This window comes from Streptomyces sp. NPDC028928, assembly GCF_055564915.1.
Genome location: NZ_JBVHVI010000011.1, coordinates 54,976 through 67,655 on the forward strand (window position 1 = coordinate 54,976; position 12,680 = coordinate 67,655).

Annotated in this window: 11 protein-coding genes; 9 read left to right on the forward strand and 2 right to left on the reverse strand. The window is 69.4% G+C overall.

Annotated features, from left to right (window positions below; all coding sequences use genetic code 11):
* Nucleotides 1–26: 26 nt before the first annotated feature.
* From ACZ4U1_RS25625 to ACZ4U1_RS25660, 8 genes are all read left to right on the forward strand, one after another.
* Nucleotides 27–857, forward strand: coding sequence for an enhanced serine sensitivity protein SseB C-terminal domain-containing protein (locus ACZ4U1_RS25625; protein ID WP_467906303.1), 831 nt, complete (start codon nt 27–29; stop codon nt 855–857).
* A 350-nt stretch (nt 858–1,207) separates the two neighbouring features.
* Nucleotides 1,208–2,206: an ABC transporter permease gene (locus ACZ4U1_RS25630; RefSeq protein ID WP_467906305.1), complete on the forward strand. Its 999-nt coding sequence runs from the start codon at nt 1,208–1,210 to the stop codon at nt 2,204–2,206.
* A gap of 56 nt (nt 2,207–2,262) precedes the next feature.
* A complete protein-coding gene (locus ACZ4U1_RS25635; protein ID WP_467906306.1) occupies nt 2,263–4,014 on the forward strand; it encodes an ABC transporter substrate-binding protein in 1,752 nt (583 codons plus the stop codon).
* A gap of 72 nt (nt 4,015–4,086) precedes the next feature.
* Complete coding sequence (locus ACZ4U1_RS25640) at nt 4,087–5,094, forward strand: ABC transporter permease (RefSeq protein WP_467906308.1); 1,008 nt, start codon at nt 4,087–4,089, stop codon at nt 5,092–5,094.
* Nucleotides 5,091–6,185, forward strand: a complete 1,095-nt coding sequence (locus ACZ4U1_RS25645) for an ABC transporter ATP-binding protein (protein WP_467906310.1) — start codon at nt 5,091–5,093, stop codon at nt 6,183–6,185. The genes ACZ4U1_RS25640 and ACZ4U1_RS25645 overlap by 4 nt, the downstream gene beginning before the upstream one ends.
* Nucleotides 6,182–7,687 (forward strand): ABC transporter ATP-binding protein, encoded by a 1,506-nt coding sequence (locus ACZ4U1_RS25650; protein ID WP_467906312.1) that lies wholly within the window; start codon nt 6,182–6,184, stop codon nt 7,685–7,687. Before ACZ4U1_RS25645 ends, ACZ4U1_RS25650 begins: the two co-directional genes overlap by 4 nt.
* A gap of 98 nt (nt 7,688–7,785) precedes the next feature.
* Nucleotides 7,786–9,177 carry a M1 family metallopeptidase gene (locus tag ACZ4U1_RS25655; RefSeq protein WP_467906313.1) on the forward strand — a complete coding sequence of 464 codons (1,392 nt, stop codon included), beginning with the start codon at nt 7,786–7,788 and terminating at the stop codon, nt 9,175–9,177.
* 47 nt (nt 9,178–9,224) lie between these two features.
* Nucleotides 9,225–9,884, forward strand: coding sequence for a trimeric intracellular cation channel family protein (locus ACZ4U1_RS25660; protein ID WP_467906315.1), 660 nt, complete (start codon nt 9,225–9,227; stop codon nt 9,882–9,884).
* Here ACZ4U1_RS25660 and ACZ4U1_RS25665 read toward each other — a convergent pair.
* Nucleotides 9,793–11,052, reverse strand: coding sequence for an alpha/beta hydrolase (locus ACZ4U1_RS25665; RefSeq protein WP_467906671.1), 1,260 nt, complete (start codon nt 11,050–11,052; stop codon nt 9,793–9,795). The genes ACZ4U1_RS25660 and ACZ4U1_RS25665 overlap by 92 nt on opposite strands.
* A gap of 152 nt (nt 11,053–11,204) precedes the next feature.
* On the opposite strand from ACZ4U1_RS25665, the gene ACZ4U1_RS25670 reads away from it, so the two are divergent.
* Entirely contained in the window at nt 11,205–12,065 is an 861-nt protein-coding gene (locus tag ACZ4U1_RS25670) for a thioesterase family protein (RefSeq protein WP_467906316.1), read from the forward strand.
* On the opposite strand, the gene ACZ4U1_RS25675 is transcribed toward ACZ4U1_RS25670, so the two are convergent.
* Nucleotides 12,052–12,651, reverse strand: a complete 600-nt coding sequence (locus ACZ4U1_RS25675; RefSeq protein ID WP_467906317.1) for a TIGR03086 family metal-binding protein — start codon at nt 12,649–12,651, stop codon at nt 12,052–12,054. The two genes, ACZ4U1_RS25670 and ACZ4U1_RS25675, sit on opposite strands and share 14 nt — an antisense overlap.
* Between the last annotated feature and the right edge of the window lie 29 nt (nt 12,652–12,680).

Genomic DNA, 12,680 nt, shown 5'->3' on the forward strand with positions numbered 1-12,680 from the left:
GCACTGAAAAGAGAAGGGCACGACAGGTGAGCGCGAGCCACAGCGGAAGCGTCGAGCACACGCTGCGCCAGGTCACGCCCGGACGCTACGACGCCTACGAGGCCCTGCTCCGCGCCCTCGCCACCCCCTCCTCCGGCCAGATCTGGATGCTCCTGTGGCACGGCCAGGCCGGCTCCCCGGACGCCCAGTACGGGGACATGGAGGTGGACGGCTTCCACTACGCCCCCTGTGTCACCTCCGCCCAGGAGCTGTCGGCCAGCGGCTGGAACCGCTCGTACGAAGTGGTCGACGGCCTGGACGTGGCCCGCACCCTCTACCCCGACCACTACGGCCTCTGGCTCAACCCGCACGCCCAGGGCGGCGGCGTGGGCATCCCCTGGCTGGATCTGCGCCGCATCGCCACCGGCCTGGACCGCCAGCCCGCGGGACCCCTGCGGCTGTCGGAGCCCGGCATCGAGATCCCCCAGTTCTACGCCCTGCTCGCGCAGAACGCGCACCGCACCCCCGCGCTGCGCTCGCTGCGCCGCGCCTGGGTGCAGCCGGCGCTCGGGGCGCCGTATCTCGCCATCGGCCTGGATGTGTACGACACCTCGCCGGCCGCGGTCGACTCGGTGCGCGCGATGATGCAGCAGTCCATCGGCGCGGTCCCGGACGGGCTGCCGGTGTCGACGGTCGCGATGACCGACGACTACGACCCGGTGGTGATGTGGATGCGGGCCAACGCGCGCCCCTTCTACGACCGCGAGGCCCACGTCCCCGCGCCGCAGCCGCAGCCCCAGCCGCAGCTCCAGGCCCCCGTCCCGCCGCAGGCCCCGGCCGGCGGATACGGCTACCCACCGGTGCACGGCGGTTACTGACAACCGGGCGGAGTGACGGGCCTTTTCGGCCCGGGCCGCAGAATTTACAGGCCCGAAACACTTCTGCGCGCGTAGACATCGCCCGATCGTCCCGAACCGCGTAGATTCGCCGTTCTGCCCCAACTGGACCGCGTCCGATGCTCGTTACCCGCTGATCGGATAACGGAATCCCCCGGACTGCATCACGGTTGCGCATACTTTCGCCGCCAGCTCTGGCGGGTGATCGCGACGACGCTGAAGACTCCCGACTCAGACGTGAGGTCGAGACCTCATGCTCGATGGCAAGTCGACAAAGCCGCAATCCGCGGCAGGCGCAGGCCGGTCACCACCGGCGAGAGGGGTCGCTCACCGTGACCGCACCGATCGAGACCACCGGGGCGGCAGCCGAGGCACAGCCGGAGGCTGTGCTGGAGGGTGCCGGAAAGGGGCAGATCGAGGGTCGTTCCCTGGGCCAGATCGCCTGGACCCGGTTCAAGAAGGACAAGGTCGCCGTCGCGGGCGGCATCATCGTCGTCCTGCTGATCCTCGTCGCGATCCTCTCGCGCCCCATCCAGTCCGTGTTCGGGCTCGACCCCAACGCCTTCAACCAGGACCTGATCAGCCCGGACACCTCGCTGCCGAAGGGCAGCCTCGGCGGCATGAGCGCGGATCACCCGCTCGGTGTGGACCCGAAGTTCGGCCGGGACATCGCCACCCGCATCCTGGAGGGCTCCTGGGTGTCGCTGGTGGTCGCCTTCGGCGCCACGATCCTGTCCAACGTGATCGGCGCCGTCATGGGCGTCATCGCGGGCTACTACGGCGGACGGGTGGACTCGATCATCAGCCGGCTGATGGACACGTTCCTCGCCTTCCCCCTCCTGCTGTTCGCCATCTCCATCTCCGCCACCCTCCAGGGCGGCGCGTTCGGCCTGGACGGACTGCCGCTCCACCTGAGCGTGCTGATCTTCGTCATCGGCTTCTTCAACTGGCCCTACCTGGGCCGGATCGTCCGGGGCCAGACCCTCGCCCTGCGCGAGCGCGAGTTCGTGGACGCCTCCCGGGGCATGGGCGCCAAGGCTCCGTACATCCTGTTCCGGGAGCTGATGCCCAACCTGGTCGGCCCGATCATCGTCTACTCGACGCTGCTCATCCCGACCAACATCCTCTTCGAGGCGTCCCTGAGCTTCCTCGGCGTCGGCATCCAGCCCCCGCAGGCGTCCTGGGGCGGCATGCTCCGCGAGGCGGTCAACTTCTACCAGGTCGACCCGATGTTCATGATCGTCCCTGGTCTCGCCATCTTCGTCACCGTCCTGGCGTTCAACCTGCTGGGTGACGGTCTCCGCGACGCTCTCGACCCGCGCAGCCGCTGACGCCTGCCGCAGAGAGCCCGACAAGTTTCCAATCTATGGAGGGGAAAGCGCCCATCATGCGAAGGTCAGCGCTGGCCGCGATCGCGGCCATCGGCTCCGCCAGCCTGTTTCTTTCGGGTTGCAGCAAGGCCGATGACAACAAGAACGAGAACGGCACCAAGTCGGCCGGGGCCAACGCCGCGACCAAGGGCGTCGTCAACGCGTCCGACAAGAAGGGCGGCACGCTCACCTACGAGCTGTCCGACGTCCCGGACTCGTTCGACCCGGGCAACACGTACTACGCGTACATGTACAACCTCAGCCGGCTGTGGGCCCGCCCGCTGATGACCTTCAAGCCCGGTCCCGGCGAGGAGGGCAACACCCTCGTCCCGGACCTCGCGGCGAGCAAGGGCGTCCCGAGCGACGGCGGCAAGACCTGGACGTACAAGCTGCGGTCGGGCCTGAAGTACGAGGACGGCACGCCGATCACCTCGAAGGACGTCAAGTACGCCGTCGAGCGCTCGAACTTCGCGCGTGACGTGCTCTCCCTCGGCCCGAACTACTTCCAGCAGTTCCTGGCCGGCGGCGACAAGTACAAGGGCCCGTACAAGGACAAGAGCGACAAGGGCCTGTCCTCCATCGAGACGCCGGACGAGACCACGATCGTCTTCCACCTGAAGCAGGCCTTCCAGGAGTTCGACTACCTGGTCGCCGCCCCGCAGACGGCGCCGGTGCCCAAGGCGAAGGACACGGGCGTCGACTACGTCAAGCACATCGTCTCCTCGGGCTCGTACAAGTTCGAGAGCTACCAGGAGGGCCAGCAGGCCGTCCTGGTCCGCAACGAGAACTGGGACGCCAAGACGGACCCGCTGCGCAAGCAGCTGCCGGACAAGATCGTCGTCAAGCTGAAGGTCAACCCGGAGACGATCGACAAGGACGTCCTCGCGGGCAACGCGATCGACCTCGGCGGCACGGGTGTCCAGGCCGCGACGCAGGCCCAGGTCATCACCGACCCGTCGAAGAAGGCCAACACGGACAACACCTACGGTGGCCGTCTGGTCTACATGGCGATCAACACCACGGTCGCGCCGTTCGACAAGGTCGAGTGCCGCAAGGCCGTCCAGTACGCCATCGACAAGGTCTCGGTGCAGACCGCCGAGGGCGGCCCGATCCGCGGTGAGATCGCCTCCACGGTCCTGCCGCCGGACATCCCGGGCTACGCCAAGGCCGACGCCTACGCCACCAAGGACAGCAAGGGTGACGTCGCCAAGGCCAAGGAGCAGCTGAAGGCCTGCGGCAAGACGTCGATCTCGACGAACATCTCGGCCCGTTCGGACCGTCCGCAGGAGATCGACGCCGCCACGGCGATCATCAACTCGCTGAAGAAGGTCGGCATCAACGCCACCCTCAAGCAGTTCCCGTCCGGTAAGTACTTCACCGACTACGCGGGTGTGCCGAAGTTCACCAAGAAGCAGAACATCGGCCTGGAGATGATGCAGTGGGGTGCCGACTGGCCCTCCGGCTACGGCTTCCTGCAGCAGATCCTGAACGGCAAGGCGATCAGCCAGTCCGGTAACACCAACCTGTCGCAGTACGACAACAAGGACGTCAACGACCTGCTGTCCAAGGCGATCGGCACTCAGGACGACAATGAGCGCAACAGCCTCTACACGCAGATCGACAAGAAGACCATGGACGACGCCGTCCTCGTCCCGCTGACCTACTTCAAGGTCCTGCTGGCCCGCCCGCAGAACTACACCAACCTGGTTTCCACGGCGGCCTTCAGCGGTCAGTACGACTACCTCAACATCGGCGTCGCGTCGAAGTAGCAGCCCCGGAAGGCAGGTGAAGGCATTGGTGCCCGCGGGCTTCGCGGCCCGCGGGCACCAGCGCCGATCCCCGTGATCTCGTACATCCTCCGCCGGACGTTCGCGGCAGTGATCCTGCTGCTGGTCGTCTCCGCGGTCACCTTTGCCATCTTCTTCCTGCTGCCACGGCTCGCCGGCCAGACAGCGGACCAGCTGGCGCAGCAGTACATCGGCAAGAGCCCGTCGAAGGCGGACATCGCCGCGGTCAAGCACAACCTCGGTCTGGACCAGCCCGTCTACGTCCAGTACTGGCACTTCATCAAGGGGATCGTGGCCGGCGCCGACTACAACCTCGGGCCCACCACGGTGCACTGCGACGTGCCCTGCTTCGGCTACTCCTTCAAGGACCACGTCGCGGTCTGGCCGCAGCTCACCCAGCGCATCCCGATCACCCTCTCGCTGGCCGCGGGCGCCGCCGTGATGTGGCTCGTCTCGGGTGTGGTCATCGGTGTCATCTCCGCGCTGAAGCCGCGCTCGTTCTTCGACCGCACCTTCATGGGCGTCGCACTCGCCGGTGTCTCGCTGCCCATGTTCTTCACGGGGAACCTGGCGATCCTGCTCTTCGTCTTCAACTGGCCGATCTTCGGACGCGACTACGTCCCGTTCACCGAGAACCCCGAGCAGTGGGCCAACACCCTCTTCCCTGCCTGGTGTTCGCTGGCGCTGCTGTACTCCGCCATCTACGCCCGGCTCACCCGCTCGGGCATGCTGGAGACGATGAACGAGGACTTCATCCGCACGGCCCGCGCCAAGGGCCTGCGCGAGCGCAACGTCGTGGTCCGGCACGGTCTGCGCGCGGCCCTCACCCCGATCATCACCGTGTTCGGCATGGACCTCGGTCTGCTGCTCGGCGGCGCCGTGATCACCGAGAGCGTCTTCTCGCTGGGCGGCGTCGGCCAGTACGCGGTGCAGGGCATCACCGACAACGACCTGCCCAAGATCCTCGGCGTGACCCTGCTCGCCGCCTTCTTCGTCGTGATCGCAAACCTTGTGGTGGACGTGCTCTACGCCGCCGCCGACCCGCGGGTGAGGCTCTCGTGACCGAACTCTCCAAGACCGGCGCCGCGGTGGGCGAGCCCACCGACTCCGGCAAGACGCCCGACGCCTTCCTGGAGGTCCGCGACCTCAAGGTGCACTTCCCGACCGACGACGGCCTGGTCAAGTCCGTCGACGGGCTCAGCTTCTCGCTGGAGAAGGGCAGGACCCTCGCCATCGTCGGTGAGTCCGGCTCCGGGAAGTCGGTCACCTCGCAGGCCATCATGGGCCTGCACCGGCTCGGCACCCGCGGCAAGAACGTGCAGATGTCCGGCGAGATCTGGCTGGACGGCAAGGAACTGGTCTCCGCCGCCCCGGACGAGGTGCGCAAGCTCCGCGGCCGCGAGATGGCGATGATCTTCCAGGACCCGCTGTCCGCGATGCACCCGTACTACAAGGTCGGCGACCAGATCGTCGAGGCCTACCGGGTGCACCACGACGTCAGCAAGAAGGTCGCCCGCGCGCGGGCCATCGAGATGCTCGACCGCGTCGGCATCCCCGAACCCGCCAAGCGCGTCGACGGCTACCCGCACGAGTTCTCCGGCGGTATGCGCCAGCGCGCGATGATCGCCATGGCGCTGGTGAACAACCCCGAGCTGCTCATCGCGGACGAGCCGACCACCGCCCTCGACGTGACCGTCCAGGCGCAGATCCTCGACCTGATCCGGGACCTGCAGAAGGAGTTCGGCTCCGCGGTCATCATGATCACCCACGACCTCGGTGTGGTCGCCGAGATCGCCGACGACGTCCTCGTGATGTACGGCGGCCGATGCGTGGAGCGCGGGCCGGCCGACGAGGTCTTCGAACAGCCGCAGCACCCCTACACCTGGGGCCTGCTCGGCTCGATGCCCCGCATCGACCGCGAGACCTCCGAACGGCTCATCCCGGTCAAGGGCTCGCCGCCGAGCCTCATCAACGTCCCCTCGGGCTGCGCCTTCCACCCGCGCTGCCCGTACGCGGACATCCCCAAGGGGAACGTCACCCGCACGGTGCGCCCCGAGCTGGAGCAGGTGAGCACCGGGCACTGGTCCGCCTGCCACCTCTCGGCCGAGGACCGCCAGCGGATCTGGACCGAAGAGATTGCGCCCAAGCTGTGAGTGAGACCAAGAAGACGGACGAGGCCGCGATCCCTCAGCAGGCGTCGGCTTCCGAGGGCTCGGCGGACCGTGAGGTGCTGCTCAGGGTCGAGGGCCTGACCAAGCACTTCCCGATCAAGAAGGGCATCCTGCAGCGGCAGGTCGGCGCCGTGAAGGCCGTCGACGGCATCGACTTCGAGGTGCGCAAGGGCGAGACCCTGGGCGTGGTCGGCGAGTCGGGCTGCGGCAAGTCGACCATGGGCCGGGTCATCACCCGCCTCCAGGACCCGACCGGCGGGAAGATCACCTTCGAGGGCCAGGACATCACGCGGCTGAAGACGGGGCAGATGCGCCCGCTGCGCCGCGACATCCAGATGATCTTCCAGGACCCGTACGGCTCCCTCAACCCCCGGCACACCATCGGCTCGATCGTCTCGGCGCCCTTCCGGCTCCAGGGCGTGGAGCCCGAGGGCGGGGTGAAGAAGGAGGTCCAGCGGCTGCTGTCGCTGGTCGGCCTCAGCCCCGAGCACTACAACCGCTACCCGCACGAGTTCTCCGGCGGTCAGCGCCAGCGCATCGGCATCGCCCGCGCGCTCGCCCTGAAGCCGAAGCTGGTCGTGGCGGACGAGCCGGTCTCCGCGCTGGACGTGTCGATCCAGGCACAGGTCGTGAACCTCATGGACGACCTCCAGCAGGAGCTGGGCCTGACCTACGTGATCATCGCCCACGACCTCTCGGTGGTCCGGCACGTCTCGGACCGGATCGCGGTGATGTACCTCGGCAAGATCGTGGAGCTGGCCGACCGCACCGCGCTGTACGAGACGCCGATGCACCCGTACACCAAGGCGCTGATGTCGGCGGTACCGGTGCCGGACCCGAAGCGCCGGGGCCAGAAGAGCGAGCGCATCCTGCTCCGCGGCGACGTGCCCTCGCCCATCGCCCCGCCCTCGGGCTGCCGTTTCCACACCCGGTGCTGGAAGGCGACGCAGATCTGCAAGACGACCGAGCCGCAGCTCGTCGAGCTGCAGCCGGGCCAGCGGGTCGCCTGCCACCACCCGGAGAACTTCGCCGACCAGGCCCCGCAGGACACGGTCCTGCTGTCGGCGGCGAAGAAGGCCTCGGAACTGGTCCCGGACGCGGTGGCCTCCGGCGGTGCGACGGAGAAGGAGCCGGCGGCGGCGGAGGCTGCCGAGCCGGAGGAGACCGCCGAGGCCTCCGAGGCTGCGGAGACTACCGAGGCCACAGAGGAGGCCCCCGCGACCGCCGAGGCTTCCGAGACGGAGGAGGCCCCCGCGACCGCCGAGGCTTCCGAGACCGAGGAGGCCCCCGCGACCGCCGAGGCTTCCGAGACCGAGGAAGCTTCCGAGCCCGCCCAGGCTTCCGAGTCCGACGAGGTCTCCGAGACCGCCGAAGCTCCCGAGGCCGCCGAGGCCGCCGAAGCGGTCGAGACCTCCCGCAAGAAGACCGGCCCCGGCGCCAAGACCTCGAACGAGGCCGACACCCAGGAGTCGACCGACAAGTAGCACATGACGACTGGGCAAAGTCATGTACATGCCCGAACGGGAGAGTGCAGAGTCCTCCGTGTCCGACCACTGATCGGCACGCTCGAAAGGGACGATTCATGGCACTCTCCCGTTCGGCACGTCTGGGGGCCGTGGCCACCGCGGCGGCCTCCTTCCTCGTCATCGCCGCCTCCTCCGCCCCCACCCCCGGCGCCCCCGGCATCGGCGACTCCTACTTCCCGCAGCTCGGCAACGGCGGCTACGACGCCCGCCACTACGACCTCGCCCTCGCCTACGCCCCGGACACCGGCCGCCTGGACGGCCGTACGACCCTCACGGCGCGCGCCACCCAGAAGCTCTCCTCCTTCGACCTCGACCTCCAGCGGCTGGAGGTCACCGGGGTCGAGGTCAACGGCAGACGGGCGGAGTTCACCCGTGACGGCGACGAGATCACCGTCACCCCGCGCCGGGCGCTCCCCGAGGGCCGCGTGTTCACCGTCTCCGTCACCTACGGCGGCATACCCGAGCCCCTCGGCGGCCCCATCGTCTTCGGCTCGGCCTACGGCTGGATGAAGACCGGCGACGGCGTCTTCGTCGCCTGTGAGCCCAACGCCGCCTCCACCTGGTTCCCCTCCAGCGACCACCCCGCCGACAAGGCCACCTACGACATCCGGATCAAGGCCCCGCGCGGCCTGACCGCCGTCTCCAACGGCCGGCTGGTGTCGACGTACGACAAGGGCGGCTCGACGTACACCCACTGGCGGGAGTCGAAGCCGATGGCGACCTACCTCGCCACCGCCACCATCGGGAAGTTCGACGTACGCACCGGGCGCACCCCCGGCGGCATCCCGATCTACGTCGCCGTCGACCCCGCGCTGAAGAACAGCAACAACGTCGACGTCTACGGCGTCACCGCCGCCGCCACCGACTACTGGTCGCAGGTCTTCGGGCCGTACCCCTTCGAGGAGACCGGCGCGATCGTGGACGACATGCCGGAGGCCGGGTTCTCGCTGGAGGTGCAGAGCAAACCCGCCTACTCGGCCGTGCGCAACGAGACGACCATCGTGCACGAGCTGGCCCACCAGTGGTTCGGCGACTCGGTGAGCGTGGCGCGGTGGAAGGACATCTGGCTCAACGAGGGCTTCGCCACCTACGCCCAGTGGCTGTGGGCCGAGCACCAGGGCACCCGCTCCGCCCACGACTCCTTCCTCGCCGGCTACCAGGCCCGCCCCGCCGACTCCGCCTTCTGGCAGATCAAGGTCGCCGACCCGCAGCGGGACACGATGTTCGCCTCCGCCGTCTACCAGCGCGGCGCGATGACCCTCCAGATGCTGCGCGAGCGCATCGGCGACAAGGCCTTCTTCGAGCTGCTGCCCGCCTGGACGCGGCTCCACCGGTACGGCAACGCGGACACCGACGACTTCATCCGCCTCGCCGAGCGGGTCAGCGGGCGACAGCTGGACGATCTCTTCGACACCTGGCTGTTCACCACAGGGAAACCCGCCCTGTGAGCCTGGCTTTGTAAGGTTCACGCACTCCGACAGGTGAGAATGTCAGGGTGCAGCTCCAGCAACTCTTCAGTCCGTCCGTCCAGCACACGCTCGATGTGATCGGCATCTTCGTGTTCGCGATCTCCGGCGCCCTGCTGGCGGTGCGCAAGAACTTCGACGTCTTCGGCATCGCCGTGCTCGCCGAGGTCACCGCGCTGGGCGGCGGACTGTTCCGCGACCTGGTCATCGGAGCCGTGCCCCCGGCCGCCTTCACCGACCTCGGGTACTTCGTCACTCCGCTGTTCGCCGCGCTCGTCGTCTTCTTCCTGCACCCGCACGTCGAACGCATCCAGGCGGCGGTGCTCGTCTTCGACGCGGCCGGCCTCGGCCTGTTCTGTGTCAGCGGTACGACGAAGGCGTACAGCTTCGGCCTCGGCCTGACCGCGTCGGCGACGCTGGGCCTCGCCACCGCCGTCGGCGGCGGCGTCCTGCGGGACGTGCTGGCCAACGAGGTGCCCTCGCTGCTGCGCTGGGACCGCGACCTGTACGCGGTCCCGGCGATCGTCGGCGCCACGATGGTCGTGCTGTGCATCCGCTACGACGCCCTCACCCCCCTCACCAGCGGGCTCGCGGTCGTCACGGCTTTCGTTCTGCGTCTGCTCGCGATGCGGTTCCACTGGCGAGCGCCGCGTGCGTGGAACCGCCGGTCGACGGTGACCGAGGAGTAGTCCCGGGAGCGCCCCCGGCGACGGAGGTGTCCTGCCCCTTGGCGTGGCTCTCGCCCATCTGCAGGGTCAGCCAGCGGAAGACGGCGTCCACCTGCGGGCGCCACAACGCCATGGTGTGACCGCCCGCGCTGCGCGGCAGGAACACCACCCGCACGGTGGTCGGCGCCTTGGCGACCGCCTCCAGGGCCATGCCCGCCTGGTAGCCGTCGCCGGACTGGCCGGAGAGGTACAGCGCGACCGGGGGCGGTGCGGCGGCCTGCTTCAGCAGCAGACAGGGGTTGTTCGCGGCGCGCAACGCGGGGGTCTGGGCGGCGAGGGAGTTGCGTTCGCCGATCGGGTCGTTGTAGCCGGACATGCTCACCGCGGCCCGGTACCGGTCGGGGTGGGCCACGGCCAGCTTGACCGCGCAGTGCGCGCCCGCCGAGTACCCGGCCACCGCCCAGCCCCGGGGAGCCGGCTCGGCCCGGAAGTTGTCCATGACCATCTTCGGCACGTCGATGCTGAGCCAGGTGTCGGCGTTGACCTGGCCCGGGATGTTGGCGCAGCCGGTGTCCACACCGGCCAGCAGGTTGGTGCGCGGGGCGACCAGGATGAACGGCGCCACCCGGCCGCTCTCCATCAGCGGCAGCAGCTGCTCATGGGCCTTCAGCGAGCCGAACCAGGCCTTGGCGGAGCCGGGGTAGCCCGGCAGCACCTCCACCACCGGGAACTTCCTGTGCCGGTAGGCCGGGTCGTCGTACTGCGGCGGCAGCCAGACGTAGACCTCGGCGTTCACGCCGGAGACCCGGCCCTTGAGCTGGGTGACGCGCACCCCGCCGGCCGCGCGCATGCCGGGTCCCTGGGCGTCCGTGAAGGTCTGTCTCACCTTGGGCAATCGTTTCACCGCGATCCCGCCGGTGCCGTCCCGGCCGAGGTCGGCGGCCTGCTGGACGTGGTTGCCGGTGCCGAGCAGGTCGGCCCAGTCGTCGTACAGGTTGTTCTGGTTGTTGACCAGCACGAAGACCAGCGTGACGGCCGTGCCCTGGGCGAACAGCAGCATCAGCACCCGGGCCACGGCGCGCAGCGGCCTGGGTCCGCGCATCCGTGACCACAGGACGAGCGGCAGGATCAGGGCGACCACGGACAGCACGATGGTCGTGTAGAGGAACGGAGTCCCGGTGAGGCTCATGTCCCCATAGAGGGAGAACGGCGGCCCGGGGTTGAGGACGAGTCCGGACACTTACCGAGAAATTGCCGGAACCTCACCTGGCGGCCGGTGCACGCCCTCCGCTCACCCGAGAAAAGCTACCGCTTAGTAGTTTCCTGCTGTACCGTTCACCCATGCCAGAAGCAGCTTCCGTCCCTGCCACGCGGGCCCTGATCGGCGACAGCGAGTTCGACCGCGACACCGCGGTCACCCGGCGCGAGCCCGGGGTCTACGACATCGACATCTCGGCCGGCTGGACCATCATCAGCGCCGTCAACGGCGGCTACCTGCTGGCCGTGCTCGGCCGGGCCCTCGCGGACACCCTGCCGCACCCGGACCCGTTCACCGTCTCCGCGCACTACCTGACCGCCTCCCAGCCCGGCCCGGCGGTCGTCCGCACCGAGACCGTGCGCACCGGCCGCACCCTCTCCACCGGCCAGGCCTCGCTCTACCAGTACGACGACGAGGGCAACGAGGTCGAACGCATCCGCGTCCTCGCCTCCTACGGCGACCTCGCCGCCCTCCCCGACGACGTCCGTACGACGGCCACCCCGCCCGCGATGCCGCCGCTGGAGCAGTGCTTCGGCCCCGAGGACGGGCCGGCCCCGGTCGACGGCAGCTCCGCCATCGCCGACCGGCTGATGCTCAAGCTGGACCCCGCCACCCTCGGCTGGGCGCTCGGCGCGCCCTCCGGCAAGGGCGAGATGCGCGCCTGGTTCGGCCTCGCCGACGGCCGCGACGCCGACCCGCTCTCGCTGCTCCTCGCCGTGGACGCCCTCCCGCCCACCGCCTTCGAGATGGGTCTGAAGGGCTGGGTGCCGACCGTGGAACTCACCGTCCACGTCCGCCACCGCCCGGCCCCCGGCCCGCTGCGGGTGTCGATCACCACCCGCAACCTGGCCGGCGGCTTCCTGGAGGAGGACGCCGAGGTCTGGGACAGCGAGGACCGTCTGGTCGCCCAGTCCCGCCAGCTGGCCCGGGTCAGGCTCGGCTGAGCGGCTCGCGGCCCAGCCAGGCCGCCAGCCGCTCGTAGACGCCGGCACCCTCCGGCGTCTCGCGGCGGGCGGCGAAGGGCGTCTCCGCGTCGCGGGGACGGGAGTCCGGCAGTACCGCGCGGGCTGTCGCGAGCGCGAACTCGGCCGGCTCCGGGTCGAGTTCACCCCGGTGGCCGACCGCCTCGGCGAGGTCCCAGGTGTGTGTCACGATCTCCATGACGTAGCCCGAGAGCGCCGCGTGGCCCGGGACCTCGCCCCAGGGAACCCGTACCGGCGTCGTCATCCGCTCGTCGCTCTCCCAGGCCTTCAGGACCCGGACCCGCACCTCGTCGTAGGCCGCGGCCCAGCCGTCGTCCGGCACACCCTCGGCGGACGGGTGCACGGCGAGCCCGTCGCCGCCCTCGCCCACCACCGCGATCCGCCGGGTGCCGCCGACGACGTGGCTCAGCAGACCGCGTACGTCGAACTCGGTACAGGGGGTCGGCCGGTCCAGGTCCTCGGGTCGTACGGCCTTGATCAGGGCGGCCGCCTGCTCGGTGGCGCGGACGTAGAGGGGGCGCGGGTCGATGAACTCGGTGCTGGTCATGTGTGCCTCTCCGGTGGTCGTACTCGGGG

Coding starts and splice junctions, on each gene's coding strand:
- ACZ4U1_RS25635 (WP_467906306.1), top strand. CDS start 2,263: ATGCGAAGGTCAGCGCTGGCCGCGATCGCGGCCATCGGCTCCGCCAGC.
- ACZ4U1_RS25675 (WP_467906317.1), bottom strand. CDS start 12,651: ATGACCAGCACCGAGTTCATCGACCCGCGCCCCCTCTACGTCCGCGCC.
- ACZ4U1_RS25670 (WP_467906316.1), top strand. CDS start 11,205: ATGCCAGAAGCAGCTTCCGTCCCTGCCACGCGGGCCCTGATCGGCGAC.
- ACZ4U1_RS25665 (WP_467906671.1), bottom strand. CDS start 11,052: ATGAGCCTCACCGGGACTCCGTTCCTCTACACGACCATCGTGCTGTCC.
- ACZ4U1_RS25655 (WP_467906313.1), top strand. CDS start 7,786: ATGGCACTCTCCCGTTCGGCACGTCTGGGGGCCGTGGCCACCGCGGCG.